We start from the raw sequence: 21169 nt of genomic DNA, 5'->3' as shown, positions 1-21169 counted from the left end.
TACACACCGGTTTTCCTAAAACCAGTTAACAATTGCCCGCCAAGCCCGCACAAAGATGTTGGCTTTATCCACTGAATTAACAGTGGTCAAAGAAATTGCACTGGAATTAGATGGCAAATACGTTGGGCTTGTTCCATCAACTTTAAAATACGCGTTACCTACTGCCACATTATTAACTACCGGCGCCGTCAAAGTCTTTTCGCCATTATCTAGTTGCAAACTTCCAGTGACAGAATTTTTACCGTCTCTTTTAGGAATCCATACACTTTCGATATTAGCAGTTCTTAATCCAACGGTAGTTTGCTTACCATTAGGAACTTCGGCACTGCTGGCTCCCTTTAACTTAGTGCCCGCTGCTATAGTGACTGGTTTAAAAGTCTTATAAACGTATTTCATTAATTTAGCAGTCTGTTGGTAACGAGCTGGGTCAGTTGGCGATTGATTGCCAGCGTGCAAGACCACGGTGACAATTCGGTGCCCCCGTTTAGTTGCCGTTCCCACAAAAGATCCGCCAGCGGCATCGGACGTTCCAGACTTCAAACCATCCACGTTTAATCCGGGTTGTGCTTGAGACTGCCCCTTTAATAAAAGGTTATGTCCTTCGTAAGTAGTCCCCTCAAAATTAAGATTGGTCTTTTTAGTAATTTGGGTAATACTAGGCATTTCTTGCAGAAGCTGACTAGCTAACAATGCCACTCCTTGAGCGCTCATTTTATTTTCAGCATCATCAGAAACCCCAGTTAATTTTAACCCACCAGCTAAACCGTTAGTTACCCCAGCAGCGTTGTATAATTTTGCGCCCTTAATACCTAATTGCTTAGCAGTGGTTTGCATTAGTTTCCTAAAGTTCGCACTCGACCCGGAAACCTTTTGTCCCAGTACCAATGCTGCTGCGTTAGCTGACACCACCAAGCTAGCATTTACTAGTTCGCGAACCGAGTACGATTCACCGCTAACCAGTGGTACGTTGGTTAATTCGCTGTTTTGACTAATTTTAGCAACGGCAGGAGAAATCTTAACTTGATCCGTCCACTTTAATTTTCCGGCCTGGATTTGTTGAACCACAATGTAAACAGTCAGCAATTTAGAAATGGATGCAATCGGCAGTGTTTGCTTAGTATTTTTGTGATACAAAATTTGACCGGTAGAACTATCCACCGCAATTGCTGCCTTGACAGCAATTTTAGGAGTTGTCGTGGTGGCAGCTAGAGCCGGGGCTACAGTGAAGCTACTAGCTAATCCGATCGTTGCAGTACCGATCAGCAAAGTTTTCTTGAATCGCATCATTTCTTTTCTCCTTGCTTAGAAATTAATTGGTGGGATTGAGGATTAGTAATTTGATCATTTCTAGTAATCGGGATATGAATTGCAAACGTAGTAAACTCATCATCCGAAGTAACATCGATGTAACCACCATGGAGTTGCACAATACTTTGGGCAATCGCTAACCCCAGACCGGCTCCTCCAGTATCCTTATTTCGGGATCCTTCCACTCGATAGAACCGTTCAAAAATTTGGTTAAGTGATTCTTTGGGAATTTTAGGACCATCATTGATAACCTCAATGACGGCTTCTTCATCATTTTTTTTCGTGGCCTTGAGGTAAATGTGCTTACCACCCACCCCATATTTAATGGCGTTAGCAATCAGGTTATTAAATACCCGTCCCAGTTTTTCAGCATCCGCTTCAATGAACAATTGGGAGTCATTATCGTCAGCCGTAACCACCAAGTCATGCTTGTTAGCTTCTAACTCAAAGCTGGCCACTAACTGCTCTAACATTTGGTCTACGTCAATTCGATTATACGACAACTGCGTCCCGGTTTGTTGTACTTTAGTGTACTCAAACAAATTATCAACCAGCGACTTCATTTGCTTTGACTTTAAATACGCAATTTCCGTGTATTTCAACAGGTCTTCTTCGCTATGGTACTGTTTGTCTTGAATTAAGCCGAGATAGCCTAAAATTGAAGTTAACGGCGTTCTCAAATCATGGCTGACGTTAGTAATCAACTCATCCTTAGAATGTTCGATTGCCCGTTCTTCTTCAATAGATTCAATCACACTATCTACCAAAGCATTAATACTTTCCACTACTGTTTGAGTATTTCCCGACAAATGAAAATCAATTCGGTGATCCAAATGACCATTAGCAATGTAATGAAGCTCGTTAATGATGTGGCGCAATTCAATTTGATGATAACGCCGGATTAATCTCCAATATACAACTGCGGCGTCAAAAACAAACATTGCAGCAATGAAAATATTTTCCCAGCTCCAAATCTGATAATGGTTGGGACCAATCACGATAGATCGTTTTATAATAAAAATCCCGTCTTGTAAGCCGGGATTAGTCGATAAGGTTTCGTTGATTAGAACAATGATCGACAAGTTCAAAAGCAGTAGCAGAATAACCGTAACGACCCCTTCTAAAAATAATTCAGTTTTTTCACGGCCAGTTAGTTTCACGTTATCTGCTTCCTTTTCTTAGATTAATGGGATTCGATTTTATAGCCTACGCCCCAAACAGTTTGAATAACCTTTTCACCGTTGGTAGCTTCTTCAATTTTATCACGTAAATGACTCACATGAACCATAACCGTTTTAGCGGAAACGATACTTTCTTGCCGCCATACCCGTTCAAAAATTTCGTCAGCAGAAAAGACCCGGTTCGGATGACTAGCTAAGAGGTATAAAATACCAAATTCCAAGGCTGTCAACTGGATTGGGGTACCAGTGATAGTTTTTACTTCGTGAGAGTCCTTATTAATCGTTAACGGACCGATGTCTAAAATATCTGGGGTATCATCGGTTACATGCTCTTCTGCTCGCCGGAGTAATGATTTCACTCTAGCCATTACTTCTAGTGGGTTGAATGGTTTGGTAACGTAATCGTCCGCACCACTGATCAAGCCTTGAATTTTATCCATATCTTCGGTCTTAGCAGAAAGGACGATAATTGGAATTTGAGAGTCTTTACGGACTTCCTTAATCACTTCAATTCCGTTCATCTTAGGCATCATGATATCTAAAATCATCAAGCCGATATCTGATTCAGTCCGTAACTTAGTAAGTGCTTCTTGACCGCTATAAGCAGAGACTGGTTCATACCCTTCATTTCGAATGTAAATTTCTAATAATTGTGCAATTTCTTTATCGTCATCAACAACTAATATTTTCATAATAGTAACCTCATTTAATAATTAATGATAGATCAACCTAACTTAATTCTACACTTTTTGGATATGATGACCAACTAGGGGCCTTTAAGCTTAACGAAAACTATAGAGTGCTAGAACCAACGTAGTTTAAAGTGCTTCTAATTTTTCAAATATCTATAACTAAATAAAAAGCCGGCATTAACCGACTTTTTCTTTTAATGTTCTGAATAGTTTGGAGCGTCTTTTGTCATTTTGACGTCGTGCGGATGAGATTCAATCAGGCCGGCATTAGAAATTTCCACAAATTGAGCATTATCGTTCAACGCAGTAATGTTAGCAGATCCTGTGTATCCCATTCCGGAACGTAATCCTCCAACTAATTGGAAGATAATATCGTTGACGGAACCCTTGTAAGCAATCTCTCCTTCAATTCCTTCAGGAACCAACTTGTTAGCTTCGTTAACTCCACTTTGGAAGTAACGATCTTTAGAACCATGAGCCTGTTCCATCGCAGCCATGCTTCCCATTCCGCGGTAGGTTTTGTACTTGCGACCATTGTCTTCAAAGACTTCGCCTGGAGCTTCATCGGTACCAGCAAGCATGCTGCCTAGCATTACGGCGTTACCACCAGCAGCTAATGCTTTCACAATATCACCAGAGTACTTGATGCCACCGTCGGCGATAATTGGCTTACCCCATTTGCGAGCAACTGAAGCAGCATCATATACAGCAGTTAATTGAGGCACCCCTACCCCAGCAACTACCCGGGTCGTACAGATAGAACCTGGTCCGATACCCACTTTAACTACGTCAACTCCGGCTGCAAACAACGCATCGGTACCTTCACCAGTAGCCACGTTACCAGCAATCAATGTGGCGGCAGGGAATTGGTCTCTAATTTCAGCAATTTTACGCAAGACACCAGCAGAGTGACCATGAGCAGTATCAATCACGATGGCATCTGCGCCAGCATTTAACAATGATTCTGCCCGTTCAAAGGTATCTGAAGTTACCCCCACTGCAGCAGCTACCACCAAATGACCGTTAGCATCCACAGCAGCGGTATCCGTTACTGGTGCTGCCTTAACTTTGGCAATTTCAGCAGTTTGGGCTTCGATACTTAGGTTTTTATGCACTACGCCTAACCCACCTAGTTGAGCCATTGCAATAGCCATTGGCGCTTCGGTAACGGTGTCCATTCCGGCACTAATAAATGGCACCCGTAATTTCAAATTGCCCGCTAAGCGAGTACTCAAATCCACTTCATTAGGTAACACGTCGCTAGCCGCTGGAATTAGTAGCACATCGTCAAAAGTATATCCCTTTTTGCTAAATTTAGTTTCCCATTTTCCCATTAAAAAATCCTCCTGTTTATAAAAAACGGGTCGGCGCTCATGCGTCTATCCCGTTTAGTAACCATTAAAAAATTGTATTGCTAATTGAGTAATTCCGTTTAATATACCACATTCCAAGAGCAGCGATAACACCCAAAATAATATCCACTGCAGGTGGCATGATTGGATTGATTACTCGTGGGATGACTGCGGCCCCAAAGAAAATGACCATCCATACTAAGAACAACCCAATCAAAAATAGTACTCGTATCCAGCCAGAGTAACGGTGCTTAGCCTTAGGATCGAATAGGTTGGAAACTAGTGGAATAGTAGCTCCGGCCACTAATGAACTAACGATAATTCCAGTAATTCCCATTGTGGTGTTAGTGTTAGCATTCTTAGCCATCATGGAAGTAATTCCGTACAACAAAGTGAAGATCATAAAGAACATCAAGGTGTTGTAAGCAGCGTTAGGCCAGTAGTTTGCTCCCATTACGCCTACTTCTTTTTGGGGTGGGTTAACTGTGTTTTGCACTTTTTGTTCGACAGTCCCCCACATGTTACGAGCAGTTTTACCAGATTTTTGGCCGTCTTTTAATTCTGCTAGCATAGTGTCAATGGTATTAGCCTTAACCTCACCGCTTAACTTAGTGGCATTTAAAGCTTGGCTAAATTTAAACATGTATTCTGCGTTACGCTTAGTTAAGCCTAAATCGTCAAACCGTTGGTGACCTTGTTTAGCAGTCCGGTTGCGATCCTGGTGAACGTTAGCGTTACGCTTTTCTTCATTATTGCTCACTTAAAAAGCTCCTTTATACGTTAAATCTAAATTCAACAATGTCGCCATCTTGCATGACGTATTCCTTACCTTCCGAACGCAACTTACCGGCTTCCTTAACGGCGGATGGAGTTTCTAATTCGTCTAAATCAGTAAAGGACATTACTTCGGCCCGGATAAAACCACGTTCAAAATCAGAATGAATAATCCCGGCTGCTTGAGGGGCCTTGGTTCCGGCCTTAAAAGTCCAGGCCTTGGTTTCTTTACCACCAGCGGTGAAGAAAGTTTGTAATCCCAAAAGTTTGTAAGAAGCGCGAATCAAGCGGTTCAAGCCGGGTTCTTCTACCCCTTCAGCAGCTAAGAAATCAGCTTTATCAGCATCATCTAATTCGGCAATTTCTTCTTCGGCTTCGGCAGCCACAGCAATAGCCTCTGCATTTTCCTTAGCAGCATATTCCTTAATTTGTTGGAAGTATTCTGATGCTTCTGGATCAGCCATATCATCTTCGGCAATGTTAGCTACATAAAGAACTGGTTTAGAAGTTAATAGGAATAGGCCTTTAACAATCTTTTGTTCTTCTTCGTCGAATTCAATGGTCCGAACGGCTCCACCGGCTTCTAAGACGGGTTTGATTTTTTCTAAAACGGCTAATTCAGCTTTAGCATCTTTATCGTTTCCTTTAGCAGCCCGTTGAACCTTACTCAAGCGTTTGTCGACAGCTTCTAAGTCAGCCATCCCTAATTCCAAATTGATGGTTTCAATATCGTCAATAGGATCCACTTTTCCAGAAACGTGAGTGATATTATCATCATCAAAGGCCCGTACCACGTGCACAATGGCGTCTACTTGGCGAATATTTTCTAAGAACTTGTTACCGAGGCCTTCACCCTTGCTGGCCCCCTTAACAATTCCGGCAATATCGGTAAATTCAAAAGTAGTTGGAACCACCTTATCAGCTGGAATCAATTCTTGAATACGATCTAAACGATCATCTGGAACTTCAACCATTCCCACGTTAGGATCGATTGTGGCAAACGGGTAGTTAGCCATTTCGGCGCCCGCCTTAGTAATAGCGTTAAACAAAGTTGATTTGCCGACGTTAGGTAAACCAACAATTCCTGCAGTAAGTGACATGTTAAATCCTTCTTCCGTTAATCGTTTGCTTTTTGAAGTACTTTTTTGAGCTTATGTTCAAATTCTCGCCGGGACAGCATCACCACGTGACCGCAGCCGGTACATTGAATTTTAATGTCGGCTCCCATGCGAATAATTTCCCACCGGTTGGTACCACATGGATGGGGCTTTTTCATTTCAACTAAATCGTGTAATTCGTACATTTTACGTCCTCCTAATCTAGGTTGACATTTAATAGATCCAAAATGCGGTTCAAATCATCATCTGACATATAGGCAATTTCAATTTTCCCCTCACCTTTTTTCTTGTTGGTGGAGTTAATGGAAACTTTAGTGCCAAAGTGTTCTTGCAGTTGATTTTCCGACTCCTTAACAAAAGGCGTTTTTACTACTCGGCTTCTCTTCGTTTCACCCTTGTGGTTAGCGGAGTTCAATCTAGCCACTTCGCGTTCTAGTTCGCGAACCGTCATTCCATTTTTAACCGTCTTAGCAGCTAGTTCTGGAATTTGGTTTTTGTTTTCTAATCCCAGTAAAGTTCTAGCCTGGCCCATCGAGATCTTTTCTTCTTGCAAAAGATTTTTGATTTCTTCAGGTAGTCCCAAAATACGAAGATAGTTTGCGATATACGGACGACTTTTCCCTAACCGATTAGCAACTTCTGCTTGAGTCAAATTAAGTTTGGTCATCAAAGCATTATACGCTTCTGCTTCTTCTAGTGGGGTTAAATCTTCTCGTTGTAAGTTTTCGACTACCGCAATTTCCATCATTTCTTCATCGCTAACATCACGAACTATCCCAGGAATTGATGATAGACCAGCCAATCGAGAAGCACGTAAGCGCCGTTCTCCGGTTAGTAACTCATACGCATTAATTTCTGGATTAGGACGTCTGACAGTCACCGGTTGAAACACACCAGATTCTTTAATGGAAGCTGTTAAATCAGCTAATTTACTTTCATCAAATTGATGTCGGGGTTGATAAGGATTAGGCATGATAGCATCGACCGCCAAATCATGAACCTCTTCCTTACTGGTGTCGACTGCATTATCTGCAAACAACGCCTCAATTCCTCGGCCTAACCCGGAGCCTTTTCGTTTCTTATCCTCCATGTGCTGCCAATACCTCCTTGGCTAAATTCAAATAACACTCAGCTCCCTTGGACTTAGGATCGTAATCACTAATCGGCATTCCATAACTAGGCGCTTCAGATAAGCGGACATTACGAGGAATGACGGTGTCATACACTGAGTCTTTAAAATAATCACGTACTTCTTTATTAACTTGCGCTCCCAAGTTAGTTCGAGCATCGTACATCGTTAACAATACTCCTTCGATTTTAAGATCCGCATTAAAGTGCTTGCGAACAAGGGCAATCGTATTAAGCAATTGACTTAACCCTTCTAAGGCGTAGTACTCACTTTGGACTGGGATGAGAATCGAATTGCTAGCAGTAAAGGCATTAATTGTAATAAGTCCTAACGATGGTGGACAATCAATTAGTACATAATCATACTGTTCCTTTACCGTTTCTAACGCCTGCTTAAGACGAATCTCTCTGGCCATTTGGGGAGTCAATTCAATCTCAGCTCCTGATAATTGAATAGTGGCCGGAACAATATCTAAATTTTCATGTTGCGTTGCCATAATAACATCTGCAAGTGGTGCTTCATTAATCAACACATCATAAATATCTTTTTGGATATCAGCTTTGGAAATGCCCACCCCACTAGTTGCGTTTCCTTGGGCATCAACATCCACTATCAACACGCGGTTACCCAAAGTAGCTAAGTCAGCTCCCAAGTTAACCGTAGTGGTGGTTTTACCCACTCCCCCCTTTTGATTAGCAAGGGCAATTACATCGGTCATCTGAATCCTCCTTTAGCTTACGCCTGAATGGGTTCCTTATTTGGAGTTCCCGGTTTACGTGGAAACTTTTTCGGGGTCTTCTTGTTCTTCTCGATTACCACTATATGCCGTTCATCTTCGGTAATTGGTAATTTTAAATCGTAATCGGCTTCGATAGTGCCACCCAATACTTTCAATGCCTTTTGAGCGTCTTCTAATTCGCTTTGGGTCTTAGTAGCTTTAAGAGCAACTAAATGGCCGCCAACTTTTACCAATGGCAAGCATAATTCACTTAAGACACTCATGCGAGCCACCGCGCGAGCAGTAACCATATCAAAAGTTTCCCGGTGATCAGACTTGGCAGCCCCAAACTCTTCAGCTCTGGCATGAACTAAATGCACGCCAGTTAAACCTAGCTTTTCTACCAACTCTTTCAAAAAGTTAATCCGCTTGTTTAAGGAATCAACAATTGTCACTTCAATTTCTGGGAAAACGATCTTCAACGGAATTGATGGAAAGCCTGCCCCAGCACCCACATCACATAATTTAATCGGAGTATCTCTGATTTCGGCAACAAAAAAAGCGGGGGTCAAAGAATCATAAAAGTGCTTCAAGTACACCGCCGAATGTTCTGTAATGGTTGTTAAATTAACGTGTTCATTGGTTGCTACCAATAATTGGTAGTAATCTTCAAATTGTTGCAATTGCTTATCACTCAAATGAATTTGGTGAAGAGCAAGTTCAGCTTTAAACTGTTCGATGTTCATATTTTTTCTCCTGCAAAGTGTGAAACAGAATGTTCCACGTCTTCTTATACTTTAACGTAAAATGCCCGTGGTGACAACCGAGTCAGCCGATTTTAATGGCCGAAAAAGGCATTTAATTGTACAAAAAAAGATTCGTCCGGTTAAACCGAAAACGAATCTTTCATTTGGAAAAGACCAACCTAGTCTTTAATTTGGCTAACTTCTTCTAAGAACCACTTGTTAAAGGCTGCTGCATCAATATCCACAGCGACTTTAGCATTAGTCTTGCCATCATGGTAAGCACCACGAATGTCACCAACGGTTTCACCAATGGCAGGGCCATCAGTAATGACGTCGATCCACATATCTTTAGTGGTGATAGCTTCTGGATGAAGTAAGTAGAAAATAGTGTTAACATCGTGCATTGCACTACCAGCTTCACTCTTATCGCCGTCGTTAGAAATAATGTCATGAAGCATTTTACCAGCTTCATTCATGTGTTCTAACTTAGTAAGAGATTCCGGAGTCAATAATGCTTTCATAGTGATGTCTAAGCCAATCATCACGATTGGTACCCCAGATTGATACATGATTTTAGCGGCATCCGGATCAGTGAAGACGTTGAATTCGGCAGCACTAGTCATATTGCCCATTCCCAAGGAGCCACCCATGGCCACGATACGATCAATCTTAGTCTTAACTTCTGGGTATTCACTGAACAACAAAGCGATATTAGTGTATGAACCAGTAGGAACCAAAGTAATGTTTTCGTCGCTTTCCATAATGTACTTATGCAAAGCTTCCACTGCAGTCATATCAAGGGGTTTGGGTAAATCTTCAGGGAAGTCGTAACCGGGCATTCCTGATTCACCGTGAATTCGCGCAGCGTCTTCGAATTCTTTAATCAATGGTTGTTGAGCACCAGCAGCTACTGGCACGTCGGCGTTGAAGAAACGGACAATTTTTTGAGCGTTCTTAGTGGTTTTGTCAACTGTCACGTTACCGGCAACTGAAGTTACCAACGCTAAATCGATTTGAGGATCGTTAATTGCCATTGTTAATGCTGCTGCATCATCAATTCCTGGATCTGTATCCATAATAATCTTAATGGTCATGATAATTACCTCGACTTTCTTAATTAAAGTAGTGCACTAAGCACCAAATCTACTAAAAACAAACCACCCAACACATACGTTGGAATCGAAATTTGTTTAGCCTTTCCAGTTGCAATTTGAAGCAACGGATAAGTCACAAAGCCAAATGCTAACCCGGTAGAAATACTAGTGGTAAACGGAATCAGCACAACGATTAGAAAGGCTGGGAACCATTCTGCAAAATCATTTAAATTAATACGAGCCAACGCTGCCATCATTAACGCTCCGGTAATAATAATCACGGGAGCAATTGCAGCTTGGGGAACATACGCCAATAAGGGAATGAAGAATAGCGACAAAGTAAACATGATTCCGGCCACAATGGCCATTAGTCCGGTCCGACCCCCGCTTTCAATTCCGGAAGCACTTTCGGCCGCCGCCACAGTGGGACTTGTCCCTAAAATTCCAGAAAGAAAACTAGTTACCGAACTGGCTTGAAATGCTTTGCGGAACTTTTTCGGGTTCGGCAAAATTCCTTCTAGTAACCCCATTGATTCAAATACCAAAATCATAGTTAATGAAAAAATGGCTAAAATCACAGGAATGCTAGCAATATGGCTAAAATCGCCAGCAAATAAAATTTTACGATATTGACCGAAGTCACTCAAAGTAACGGTTGGGGCTGATTGGTCTTTGATATTGAAGATCACTCCGAGAATCGAGGTGACCAAAATACCGATGAAAAAGCCACCCGTTACGTTGCGCAAAAAGAGAACCAAAGTTAGCAATAAGCCAAATAAAGCTAATAAAGTAGCGGGTTGAGCTAAATTGCCAACCGCCAACAGTGAGCTAGTCCCCTTTTTGATTAACTGTGCCTTTTCTAATCCAATTTCCACCAAGAACAGACCAATTCCGGCAGTAATCCCGGCCTTTAAGGTTTCCGGAATTCCATCTGCTAAAATCGTAGCTAGCTTAGTAAACGCGACCAACGCGTAAATCACACTAGCTACCATCGATATAGCGATGGCTTCTTGCCAAGTAAAGCCCATCCCTACTACAACGGTGTAGGTGAAGAAGGCGTTCACTCCCATCCCCGGTGTTAAAATTACCGGGGCGTTGGCCCAAAAGCCCATGATGAAGCAACCGATCGCTGAAGCGATGATGGTAGCAAAAACACTTAAATTAGTTGGTATCCCTGCATCCTTTAGGATCAATGGATTTACAATAATAATATATGAAATGGCGAAAAAGCCAGTAATACCAGCAATAATTTCGCGTTTTAAAATTTGTTTATTCCTTAATGCGTCCAGAAGAGGTAGCTGGTTAGCTACCTCTTCTTGGTTAGAAAACTTATTCAAATAAATAACCTAACTTTCTAACACTCAGATTACCAAACGAATAAACCGATAACCCCAGCAGACATAAGTGAAACTAAGATTCCGGAAAGTAACATAGTCAAAACATTTTTACTGATCAAATCATTCTTTTCTTTGTCAACAATTCCTTTGAAGGCCCCGATAATCATACCGGTAGTACTGAAGTTGGCAAATGAAGTTAAGAAGACAGTCAATTGTGCTTGATAATGTGGATTGAATAAATGAGTGTTGTTAATAGTTGGTGCAATCTTACCCATAACAACGAATTCGTTGGTTACTAACTTAGTACCCATGAATTGAGCGAATTGGAATGCATCGTGAACATTAAGACCCATTAACCAAGCAAATGGGAACATGATAATTCCTAAGATGTTTTCCAAAGTCAAGTTTTGGTTGAAGAGTTGCAAAATCTTGTCAATCAAGGCTGCCAAGGCAACGAAAGCGATAACGTTAGCGGCAATGATCAAGATTAAACGACCAGCGCCCAAGATTGAGTCACCCAGAAATGAGAAGAATGGTTCTTTTTTGCCATCTTCTTCGCCCAAAGCTTGTGCATCAGTAGTAGCAACGTCGTCTTGATTGCTGTTGCTGCCACCGATCTTAGCGATAGTATCTTCTTCAGGAGTAACTTTAACTGGGTTGATCATGTTAGTAATGATAATGGCATTTAAAATGTTCAATGGAACGGCAGTCAATACGTATTGACCTGGAACCATTTGAGTATAGGCTCCTAAAATAGAAGCAGTGATACAAGACATTGACATCATAGCGATAGTCAAGTTACGTTGTGCTGACATTTGCTTTAATTGCAAAGTAGAAACCGCAATGGCTTCGGTGTTACCTAAGAACATCATTTCAACAGCAAAGAATGATTCGAACTTTGGTTGACCAGTGATGAATGACAAGCCACGACCAACCCACTTGATGATCCATGGTAATACCCCGATGTAAGTCAAGATATCGAACAATGGAACAATCATCAAGATTGGAAGAAGGGAGCTGGTAACGAAGTCCATTTGCTTAACGTTAACCCAACTAGCAAGGGCAAAGCCAATTCCTTGATAAGAAACTTGAACCAGCCAGTTGAATCCATCGGCAGCTGCCTTAACGGCATCACGACCACCAGAGAAACTGGTAAGGACCCAAGCGAGAATTAAATTAATAGCTAAAACAATAATAATTGATTTCCAGTTGATATTCTTGCGATCCTTTGAGAATAAAAATGCGATTCCCAAGTAAACTAGGATACCGATAATGTTAACAATCAAATACATTATGTGAATTCCTCTCTTTTCTATGTGTGCTAATAAACGTTAACGGTGGACCTCGCCCCTCCTCTAAAATTGAATTTGGTTTGAAAGATTAAACCCGAATTAAATTATTGCATTTCTCCCAGGAAACTGCGGGCGATTGGTTGCTTAATTGGCAACAAATCAAAAACATCTAGGGTAGAAATAGCAATGTCTCCCAGTGTCCGACGAATGCCAAGAGAGTGGCCCGTCTTAATCTGAGGAGTGTACGCCAACAGCGGCAAATACTCACGCGTCGGCCTTGGCCCATCCATTAAGAAGTCATGCGCATAGCTAGCAGTGATCAATAAGATATCACTAGCAAACATGTCATCCATAATACGACCCAAATGGCGATCAATATGCTCTAAAGAAGTCATATAACGGGTGGGATCTTGTTCAATAGCAGCAGTTTGACAATCAACCAATCGAGTGTAAATCACTCCGGGAGTTCCCAATTCGATTCGCTCCCGTAGTGCATTAAACGCCTGTTGGTCACCCGCAATTGCCACTTGGTCCTCTACCCCGCGCTGATTAGCTAAATAGCTGGTAAACGGTGCCAGCAAACTAACCCGCGTATTGTGCAGTTGAGCAGCTTTCAAGGTTCCAAACAAACTTTCAACTCGATCAATTCCTTGATAATCAAACATTTCTCTTAAGCCGGCAAACTCGGATCGACTTTCACTTGCCATATGTATCTGACTGAAAAAGCCCCGGGGATTACTTACCTGCGGAACGGCCGTAAGCGGATTGGCCCAGCGAATATTGCCTAATCCTAGAGCGGTCAAGTTAGGCAAAGCAACCGAACGATTAATCGATGATAAAACGTGGCCCAGTGTATCTGCGCCAACCGAGTGAAACCGGTTAGCATCACTAGCTTCACCAATCCCTAGTGAAGGAATATCCAAAATAATTACTCGATTAAAATTCAAATTAACTCCCCATTTCCGAACAATAAGTTCCTAATTATCATTATATTGTGGTTAAACCGGAACATATGCCCTATATATAGGATAACTAATTATCGGGGCCCTGTAAATACTTGACATCCCTCTAAAAATTGGTTCGAAAATGAGCAATTAAATGAAAGCTTGTGTTAAACGGTTTCACTAATAAAAAAAGTAATATTTTAATATTTAAATACCAATTTTTTTATATTTAAGTAAGATTGGTCCGGACAAAAAAAGACTTCGATTACTAAATTAATTAGATAACCGAAGCCTCAATCGGAAGGGATATTCATTGGGCTTAACACCCGCTTTGCGGAGAAATTAATGTTCTATCGCCTCATTTTGAAATATTTGTTCCAAGAGATTGAAAATTTAACTGTCACAAACTTTACTTTAAATATTTTCATACATATAGTGTTTGTCGGAAATTTTCAAATTCGTAAATTTAACTATCGTCAGTTTTTGCTTGGGTAAATAGTGAACCATCTAAAACGACTAATTTACTTTTTCTTGAATTGAATCTTAGTTGTACCTTTTCTTACATCTGTGAAATCGAAATCTTACCATCAACTGTCAAATCACTTCATTAAGCTTACTACAAGTTACTTCTAAATCGAGATTTCTCTATATTATTGTATAAGTTTTAATAGTAAACCTAATTCATTTTAGAAATTAACTGTGCAAATCCAAATTTTTTCAAATATCTTAGTTCCTTTCGAATTTGACTAATAAGCATGAAGCGGGATGAACCCTCTTGTTACTTGGTATTACTTCCCTTCCTTGACTATATATTAACACATTAGAAAGCGTTTGCAATTATTAGCTCCGAAATATTTAAATTAATTTCCGGATAGCTAAATTCCTACTTCATTAGATATTTAAATGGATCAATAATCGCCGCAATTGCGATAATTGAGATAGCTATAGAGCCTGCTACAGTTACTGGAATTAATACACCTAGATTATTATTTTCATCACTATCAGTGTATAAGTAACTATGGTCTGGCGATACCACTACCACTCCATTTTTTTGTGCTTTTTTATTTTTAGTGCTTTTAATAACCGGATGGCTAGTAAAGGAGCTATCGTCGTTAGGTTGCTCTAGCGTTTCTCCTTTATTGTTTATCAATTTGTCATCATTATTAATAGAAGAATTATAATCATTCTTGTCACGGTTAATTAAATTTTGTTCTACAGAAAACGATTGGTTGTTATTATTTGAAGCCGTCTTAACTGCTCCCGCACCAGTTAACCGCTCTTTACTCAACGGCACGCTCCATTGAAGCTGCCCATCATTGTCACTAAATTTATATGCAGTATCTTGATTATCATCGGTAATTGGGGCCTTGGTTTTATTGATATTTGTCTCTACTTTTTGAGCCGATGGCTGTTTGGGTGCATAAGCTAAATTATTTGCTCGGTCATCAGTAGGAGTTACAGCAGAATTATTACTAGCGTTATTTGAAATATTTGCTGATGAATCATCAGTGGTTGTTGGAGTCACTTGCATTTGAGAATTAGTTTTTTCTTGTTGAAGATTGGTAGATTGGATGACTGTCCCATCAACGACATTATTGTCAGAATGATCAATGGCATCTTCACCGGTTGATTCATTAGATGCCTGGTTATTGTCAATGGTACTAGGATTATCCATTGAATTACTCTCTGAATTATCGGTAGAATCCCCCACTTCGCCCGCTTCATTCAGGTTACTGTCATGGTTATCGTTTCCTGGTCGCCAAGGCTGATGATGTCCCCATCCCCAGCCCCAACCATTATTGTCGCCAGGATTGTTCGGTAGATTACTTTGATGTGATTGGTTACTAGCTTTATCACCAGTTATCTTAGTGCTTCTATTCATTACATTATTACTGTTCGTAATGTTAGAAGTGCTTTGCATGGTATTTGCTGAACTTAACCGTCCTCCACAGATAAGTAGCATTCCACCCATCGCTAATGACAAAAGCTCCTTTCTAAATAATTGCTTCATATTTTCCCCCTAAAAAATTCAAATATGCTAGAATCGTAGTCTGCTTAAAAATATGATACAGCCAAAGCATAAAAAATTCAACTTATCTTCATATTATATTTGTAATCTTTGTGTAATAAATTTTTCATTTTAATTTGCTAGAATAGGACTGAGATATAATCAAGGGAGAGCTACTAATAATGGAGAAGAGCTTAAAATATGCGTTGGCCCTAGGGCTTAGTTTGATGACCTTAACCGGTACATATTCAGTAAACGCGGCAAGTAAAAAACAAACCACAGATACAACCGATACTACAACTAAAACTGGTGCGGACAAACCAGCCGCCACAGTTATCAGTTCTACTGATATCGATGAACAACTACCATACCATCTGTCAGGTGGACAAGTATACAGTAGTACCGACTTAACCGATACCTTTGGTAATTGGAAAAAATTCGCAAACACCACTTGGTATTCAGTTAAGAACGTTAAAATGGATCGTTCCAGCCAAGGCAGTGGAAATTCTTTATTCACCGAAATTCAAAGTGGTAACAAAAAATATACTGCTTGGGTCTGGCACGGATATTTACAACCAATCACACAGGGGAAATTTGATATCGCAGCTAAAAACAGTGAATTATTTGCAAACAAAAAAATCGTTACTCTTGGTGATTCCATTACCCACGGATACGACGGCTCCACTAACTTAGAGAATGGAACTTATCCACAATGGCTACAACGTTACCTAAACACTTCGGTGGATAATTTAGGTTACAACGGTGCCTTTATGGCTTCTGAATCCACAGAAGGTGACTTCACCCCCGTCGTTAAGAAAACTAACTTTGCGGATTATGACGTAGCCACAATTGCTTACGGAACCAATGACTACGGTCACAGTCGTTATACCTTAGATGCCATCAAGGAAGTAATGCTTGATAACATTCACGAAATGAAGCGAGAAAACAAGAAGTTAATCATCTACGGGATTTTACCGATTACCCGCTACGATAATGATATTAATTCCGATGATATTACTGGTCGCGGTAACTACACAATGAATGAACTCAGAGATATGCTTAGTGAAGTTTATCAATCAGAAGATATTCCTGTCTTAGATTGGCGCAATGATGCCACTCAGTTAATCACTGATAACAACCGTAAATATCGGTTATTTGATGAACGGCTTCACCCATCAGCTCGAACTTACCAAATGATGGGTAAAGAAATTGCTAATTTCATGATTGAAAACTATCCTGAAAGTGCCAAAGAAACGGTCCCTGCTGATAAAAGTAAAGGCAAGACCACAACTGACGGCAAAGTAAAAGCAAATTCAAAGAAAAAAGCATCATCTAAATCAAAGACTAAGACCACCACTACTACTAAAGCTAAATCAAAGACTACTAATAAGAAATAATCAAAATACCGATATCGTTTAAGATATCGGTATTTTTTGTTCATGTTTTGCTTAATAAAAGAACTATTATGCGTCATTTTAAATATTAATTGTACAAAAGACGAACTTTGTTATACACTATTAAAAAATGAATTGGAGTGGTTTTAGTGCGTAACGTATATTTTAATCATGATGGTAACGTAGATGATTTAGTTTCTCTAGTTCTCTTGTTAAGAATGCCAAACGTTAATTTACTAGGTGTGGGAGTGATTAATGCGGATGGATTCATTGACGAGGCGGTTAGTGCTTCATGTAAAATAACCGACTTAATTGGTAACCATGACGGCCTTGAAATTGCCGCATCTAACTCCCGGCCAGTTAACCAATTTCCGAACAATTGGCGATTAAGTTCCATTTCTTTTGACGCTCTTCCCATTTTAAACGAACACGGGGCACCCCGAACTAAGAAAGCCTCTAAACCCGCTCATCTAGATATGATCGAAAAAATTAACGCCGCCGATGCTCCTACCACTCTGGTCATGACCGGTCCTTTAACTGATTTAGCGCGGGCGCTGGAAGTCGATCCTACCATCACTAATAAAATTGATAAATTATATTGGATGGGTGGAACCATGAACAACAAAGGCAACGTCTTCGAACCTAATAGAGACGGAACCGCAGAATGGAATGCCTACTGGGATCCTGAAGCAGTTCAAACCGTTTTCGATTCCGACCTAAGCATCCAAATGATTGGCCTAGAAAGTACTGATCAGGTTCCCTTAACTGCCGAGGTACGCCAACACTTTGCTGAAAATCGACGGTATCCATTATATGACTTAATTGGTCAAGGCTACGCCATGATCATGTCATACGAAGCAGATTCTACTTACTACTTATGGGACGTTTTGACTACTATGGCCAGCAATTATCCAGAATTAGTCACTACCAAAAGCGTTTCTGGCAAAGTCATCACCGATGGCCCGGCTCAGGGAAGAACTTACGAAGACCCTAATGGACGCCCAATTACTTTAGTAACTCACGTAGATGGTCCTTCTTTTTATCGCCAAATAGACGAATTGATTATGAAATAACAGAAATCAAAGAGGCAATGGTCAAAAGACCATTGCCTCTTTTCAGGTTAATTGCCACTAATTTATAAGTGCTCAATAGTCAATTAACACTTTAGCCTAAAACGGCTTCGACCTTCAATTAGCTCCCTTAACTACAGAAAACGAGATAGCGATACAAAATAAGTATCGAACTATCTCGTTTTCTTAGGTTAATTATCGCTAATTCCCGAAGGTCTCAGCACTTTAGCTTCTTACATTCACCGCAATGCTAGTTCCCAACTTTGCATCTTGAGAAATACTACGGTTATCAGCTAGCTTGTAAGTGTATTTCTTACCATTGACAGTCACACTGCCGCCATCTTTAAACGTGCTAGCAAACAATTGCTTAGCAGTTTGACTGCTAGAAGATACCACTGCGCTCTTACCTACAATCGCTGTTTTAGTTAGATCAAAATAAGTAACTAAAAAGCCATTCTTAGGAGCAACGTTAGGGGAAACGAAGATCGTAATGGTGCTACCATATTTAGCCCCAATAATTGCATTACCATTAGCTTTATGTTGAGCAGTAGTCAATCCTTCATAGTCGTAACCAGGCATGACAGACTTCAAGCTACCAGCAACTAAGTTACCATTACCAATCTTAGTAGTAACAAACTTAGTAGCGTAAGTTGGTTGGCTACCGGCAGTAATAGAACTATCCACTAATGTTTTTTCACCAACAGTTTTACCAGTAGTTCCATCCTTAAACGTTACGGTTACAGAATTGCTACTAGTAGGGTTGCTTGGTTCAGTTTCAGCAGCATCGGAAGTAACTCCCTTGTAGTAGATCCAACCAGTTATATCACTATCGTTATTGTCAACAACCTTGTAGTAAAGGGTGTTGCCCCGAGTTAACCGCCGGGATTTAGTAACCGTAAAGGTATCATTGGCGTAATCAGAAGTGTCTTTCATTAACTTTTTAGAACCATATTGTGCCATGTAAGGAAAATTCCAAATCACATGACTAGTCCCAGGATCAGCTAATTGTACTTGAGTATTGCTAGGCATCTTAGCCGCTTTAGAAGTATTGGCTAACTTCAATCCACCAGCAGTATTTTGGTAAGCCCCTTGTGGGTTAACCTTCCCTACATAGATCCAACCGCGATATTTCTTATCGAAAGAAACTACCTTCATGTAGAAATAGCCATTACTAGTACGAGCTACTCGATAACCAAAGAAGTAGTCTTGGCCTTTATTAGATTCCGCTAACTTAGCCATGGTAGCTTTACTAGCCACCAATTTAGCACCCTTTAAAGTTCCCGCCTTAGTAAATAAAGCGTTACTTCCTGTGGGGACAAAATTACGAGTGGTTGCCCCACCCCGAGCTGGATTATTAGCAGTGACAATAGGATAAGTTTTGGCACTAGCGTTCAAACTGCCAGCAACTAGTAATCCCATCGCAGCTGCAGTAGTTAAAAGCGTGGTCTTAATCTTTTGATTCATTATTCTTCCTCCATATTTGTTCTTATGTAATTGTATCATGCTAAGGAAGTATCCGCATTCACATTTGTGTAACAAATCATCTTCAATAATTAACTAACATCCTGAAATATAAATCTATTTATATGGACAATTAATTCAAATTAAATAAAGCGTTTCCATTAGATTTATTTTATGCTATCTTAAAATTGTTATGTTGCTACTAGCAACTAAATCTACTTAATGTTGGAGGAAGCCATATGACAATACCTGGAATAACGCAGGCCGCTACATATTATCACCAAGACGGGATCGACTTTAACCAATTAAAGGTTAGTCACATTAATACCCAAAGTTCCGCAGAGTTGATCAATTGGTCAACCACGTTGGTACTACTGCCACTTAATTCCACCACCCATAAAACCGCTGTGGTAGATAGTAAACGAGGCATCTATAAGGTGAAAGAGTCTACCAATAGTTTGATTAACAACCACTTAAACCGCGGGATGCAAGGATGTAGGCAAATCATTAACCAGATAGACCGCCAAGCCAAAATCAAAGAATACCGACCGGTCTCACACGGAACGGCCATCTTTTTCCCTCTTAAATCAATGTCCAACAACGACAACGCCATCTGGATCGCTTGCCACCACATGGAAGCACCTACGCAACCCAATCCCAAAACGTCGGTCTTTTACTTCAAAAATTGCGATATTAAGGTGATTTTGCCAGTCACCTGGTACTTTATCAATTCTAGAATCAACGACTGTAATAACCACTATTTCGAGGTAGAAAAGGCCTGGCAAGAAATGGATAATTACATCCATAACCCGGTTGAACCAGATCCTCACCCCTGCTATATCCTTAAAAAAATCGTTCAGGGGCTACTAATGGACTACGGGGAATTTTTTGCCCACCAGTATGATTTTGAAATCACCACTAAGGAGTTAGACAAGAATATCAATCAATTTATGCGGGAAAATTAGCATAATAATTGCTATGATCATTAAAAAACAACCGATTTTTATCGGTTGTTTTTTGGTTACTTATTAAACTCCTGAAATCTCTTCTGCCTCAACAACACCTTCAACAGTCCATAACCAATTACTACCCCAACTAGGGCACTCAGGAAAAAGCTCGGAACAAACAAGAACAACGCTCCGTTAGCTCCCATTAGCCACTTAGCCACCGGATAAGCAACCAGAGCCCCAATTATCCCGGTACCGATCAATTCGCCTAATCCGGCCAACCAGAGCTTCTTAGTGTACCTATACGCCAAGCCCACCAACACGGCCCCGAACATACTTCCCGGAAATGCTAATATGGTTCCGGTCCCCATTAAGTTGCGGATTAAAGACGTTAAGAATGCCTGGGCCAATGCCCACCATGGACCTAACAGCACTCCGGAAACTAAGTTAAGTAAATGCTGCATTGGGTCCACCTTAGCAGCCCCAATACTAAATTCCATTACACTCCCGCCAATGGTGCCAATAGCGGAAAACAGCGCGGTTAATACCAAATTACGTAGTTGTTTTGATTGCAAAATAAAAGACCTCCCGTGTTCGAAGACAG

Annotated in this window: 20 protein-coding genes; 3 read left to right on the top strand and 17 right to left on the bottom strand. The window is 40.6% G+C overall.

Going from position 1 to position 21169, the window contains the following annotated elements:
* Nucleotides 1-15 precede the first annotated feature (15 nt).
* The 15 genes from FC56_RS02315 to FC56_RS02245 all read right to left on the bottom strand — a co-directional run bounded on the left by FC56_RS02315 (nucleotide 16) and on the right by FC56_RS02245 (nucleotide 15696).
* Entirely contained in the window at nucleotides 16-1287 is a 1272-nt protein-coding gene (locus tag FC56_RS02315) for a D-alanyl-D-alanine carboxypeptidase family protein (protein WP_225425400.1), read from the bottom strand.
* Nucleotides 1284-2468, bottom strand: coding sequence for a sensor histidine kinase (locus tag FC56_RS02310; RefSeq protein ID WP_056977804.1), 1185 nt, complete (start codon nucleotides 2466-2468; stop codon nucleotides 1284-1286). Before FC56_RS02310 ends, FC56_RS02315 begins: the two co-directional genes overlap by 4 nt.
* Nucleotides 2469-2491: 23 nt before the next feature.
* Nucleotides 2492-3181, bottom strand: a complete 690-nt coding sequence (gene croR / locus FC56_RS02305) for a response regulator transcription factor CroR (RefSeq protein ID WP_056977802.1) — start codon at nucleotides 3179-3181, stop codon at nucleotides 2492-2494.
* A 194-nt stretch (nucleotides 3182-3375) separates the two neighbouring features.
* Nucleotides 3376-4515, bottom strand: coding sequence for an IMP dehydrogenase (gene guaB / locus FC56_RS02300; protein WP_056977800.1), 1140 nt, complete (start codon nucleotides 4513-4515; stop codon nucleotides 3376-3378).
* Between the two features lie 64 nt (nucleotides 4516-4579).
* A complete protein-coding gene (locus FC56_RS02295) occupies nucleotides 4580-5293 on the bottom strand; it encodes a DUF1129 family protein (protein ID WP_056977798.1) in 714 nt (237 codons plus the stop codon).
* A gap of 13 nt (nucleotides 5294-5306) precedes the next feature.
* Nucleotides 5307-6407 (bottom strand): redox-regulated ATPase YchF, encoded by a 1101-nt coding sequence (gene ychF / locus FC56_RS02290; protein ID WP_056977796.1) that lies wholly within the window; start codon nucleotides 6405-6407, stop codon nucleotides 5307-5309.
* 17 nt (nucleotides 6408-6424) lie between these two features.
* A complete protein-coding gene (locus FC56_RS02285) occupies nucleotides 6425-6610 on the bottom strand; it encodes a DUF951 domain-containing protein (RefSeq protein WP_056977794.1) in 186 nt (61 codons plus the stop codon).
* 11 nt (nucleotides 6611-6621) lie between these two features.
* Complete coding sequence (locus tag FC56_RS02280; RefSeq protein ID WP_056977792.1) at nucleotides 6622-7515, bottom strand: ParB/RepB/Spo0J family partition protein; 894 nt, start codon at nucleotides 7513-7515, stop codon at nucleotides 6622-6624.
* Nucleotides 7505-8272 (bottom strand): ParA family protein, encoded by a 768-nt coding sequence (locus tag FC56_RS02275; RefSeq protein ID WP_056977790.1) that lies wholly within the window; start codon nucleotides 8270-8272, stop codon nucleotides 7505-7507. The genes FC56_RS02280 and FC56_RS02275 overlap by 11 nt, the downstream gene beginning before the upstream one ends.
* A gap of 17 nt (nucleotides 8273-8289) precedes the next feature.
* On the bottom strand, nucleotides 8290-9018 hold the full coding sequence (gene rsmG / locus FC56_RS02270) for a 16S rRNA (guanine(527)-N(7))-methyltransferase RsmG (RefSeq protein WP_056977788.1): 729 nt from the start codon (nucleotides 9016-9018) through the stop codon (nucleotides 8290-8292).
* A 179-nt stretch (nucleotides 9019-9197) separates the two neighbouring features.
* On the bottom strand, nucleotides 9198-10112 hold the full coding sequence (gene rihC, locus FC56_RS02265) for a ribonucleoside hydrolase RihC (protein WP_056977787.1): 915 nt from the start codon (nucleotides 10110-10112) through the stop codon (nucleotides 9198-9200).
* Between the two features lie 23 nt (nucleotides 10113-10135).
* A complete protein-coding gene (locus tag FC56_RS02260) occupies nucleotides 10136-11449 on the bottom strand; it encodes an NCS2 family permease (RefSeq protein WP_056977785.1) in 1314 nt (437 codons plus the stop codon).
* 29 nt (nucleotides 11450-11478) lie between these two features.
* Nucleotides 11479-12741, bottom strand: a complete 1263-nt coding sequence (locus FC56_RS02255) for a NupC/NupG family nucleoside CNT transporter (RefSeq protein WP_056977783.1) — start codon at nucleotides 12739-12741, stop codon at nucleotides 11479-11481.
* Between the two features lie 104 nt (nucleotides 12742-12845).
* Nucleotides 12846-13688, bottom strand: a complete 843-nt coding sequence (locus FC56_RS02250) for an alkaline phosphatase family protein (RefSeq protein WP_056977782.1) — start codon at nucleotides 13686-13688, stop codon at nucleotides 12846-12848.
* An 880-nt stretch (nucleotides 13689-14568) separates the two neighbouring features.
* Complete coding sequence (locus FC56_RS02245) at nucleotides 14569-15696, bottom strand: hypothetical protein (RefSeq protein ID WP_056977780.1); 1128 nt, start codon at nucleotides 15694-15696, stop codon at nucleotides 14569-14571.
* Between the two features lie 179 nt (nucleotides 15697-15875).
* On the opposite strand from FC56_RS02245, the gene FC56_RS02240 reads away from it, so the two are divergent.
* Nucleotides 15876-17090, top strand: coding sequence for an SGNH/GDSL hydrolase family protein (locus FC56_RS02240; protein ID WP_082620550.1), 1215 nt, complete (start codon nucleotides 15876-15878; stop codon nucleotides 17088-17090).
* A 146-nt stretch (nucleotides 17091-17236) separates the two neighbouring features.
* Nucleotides 17237-18160: a nucleoside hydrolase gene (locus tag FC56_RS02235; RefSeq protein ID WP_056977778.1), complete on the top strand. Its 924-nt coding sequence runs from the start codon at nucleotides 17237-17239 to the stop codon at nucleotides 18158-18160.
* Nucleotides 18161-18382: 222 nt separating this feature from the next.
* On the opposite strand, the gene FC56_RS02230 is transcribed toward FC56_RS02235, so the two are convergent.
* Nucleotides 18383-19621 (bottom strand): GW dipeptide domain-containing protein, encoded by a 1239-nt coding sequence (locus tag FC56_RS02230; RefSeq protein WP_056977776.1) that lies wholly within the window; start codon nucleotides 19619-19621, stop codon nucleotides 18383-18385.
* Nucleotides 19622-19857: 236 nt separating this feature from the next.
* Between FC56_RS02230 and FC56_RS02225 the strand changes: the two genes are divergently transcribed.
* Entirely contained in the window at nucleotides 19858-20583 is a 726-nt protein-coding gene (locus FC56_RS02225; RefSeq protein ID WP_056977774.1) for a competence protein ComK, read from the top strand.
* A gap of 56 nt (nucleotides 20584-20639) precedes the next feature.
* Here the strand turns inward: FC56_RS02225 and thiW are convergent, their stop codons facing one another.
* Complete coding sequence (gene thiW, locus FC56_RS02220; RefSeq protein ID WP_056977772.1) at nucleotides 20640-21140, bottom strand: energy coupling factor transporter S component ThiW; 501 nt, start codon at nucleotides 21138-21140, stop codon at nucleotides 20640-20642.
* Nucleotides 21141-21169: the final 29 nt, after the last annotated feature.

Source organism: Lentilactobacillus senioris DSM 24302 = JCM 17472, from assembly GCF_001436555.1.
GTDB classification, from domain to species: domain Bacteria; phylum Bacillota; class Bacilli; order Lactobacillales; family Lactobacillaceae; genus Lentilactobacillus; species Lentilactobacillus senioris.
The sequence above is the reverse complement of the archived record's forward strand: the minus strand, read 5'-3'. Positions and strand labels throughout refer to the sequence as shown.

Coding starts and splice junctions, on each gene's coding strand:
- FC56_RS02275 (WP_056977790.1), bottom strand. CDS start 8,272: ATGACCGATGTAATTGCCCTTGCTAATCAAAAGGGGGGAGTGGGTAAA.
- FC56_RS02240 (WP_082620550.1), top strand. CDS start 15,876: ATGGAGAAGAGCTTAAAATATGCGTTGGCCCTAGGGCTTAGTTTGATG.
- FC56_RS02285 (WP_056977794.1), bottom strand. CDS start 6,610: ATGTACGAATTACACGATTTAGTTGAAATGAAAAAGCCCCATCCATGT.
- FC56_RS02255 (WP_056977783.1), bottom strand. CDS start 12,741: ATGTATTTGATTGTTAACATTATCGGTATCCTAGTTTACTTGGGAATC.
- FC56_RS02225 (WP_056977774.1), top strand. CDS start 19,858: ATGACAATACCTGGAATAACGCAGGCCGCTACATATTATCACCAAGAC.
- FC56_RS02280 (WP_056977792.1), bottom strand. CDS start 7,515: ATGGAGGATAAGAAACGAAAAGGCTCCGGGTTAGGCCGAGGAATTGAG.
- ychF (WP_056977796.1), bottom strand. CDS start 6,407: ATGTCACTTACTGCAGGAATTGTTGGTTTACCTAACGTCGGCAAATCA.
- croR (WP_056977802.1), bottom strand. CDS start 3,181: ATGAAAATATTAGTTGTTGATGACGATAAAGAAATTGCACAATTATTA.
- rihC (WP_056977787.1), bottom strand. CDS start 10,112: ATGACCATTAAGATTATTATGGATACAGATCCAGGAATTGATGATGCA.
- FC56_RS02230 (WP_056977776.1), bottom strand. CDS start 19,621: ATGAATCAAAAGATTAAGACCACGCTTTTAACTACTGCAGCTGCGATG.
- guaB (WP_056977800.1), bottom strand. CDS start 4,515: ATGGGAAAATGGGAAACTAAATTTAGCAAAAAGGGATATACTTTTGAC.
- FC56_RS02315 (WP_225425400.1), bottom strand. CDS start 1,287: ATGATGCGATTCAAGAAAACTTTGCTGATCGGTACTGCAACGATCGGA.
- FC56_RS02245 (WP_056977780.1), bottom strand. CDS start 15,696: ATGAAGCAATTATTTAGAAAGGAGCTTTTGTCATTAGCGATGGGTGGA.
- rsmG (WP_056977788.1), bottom strand. CDS start 9,018: ATGAACATCGAACAGTTTAAAGCTGAACTTGCTCTTCACCAAATTCAT.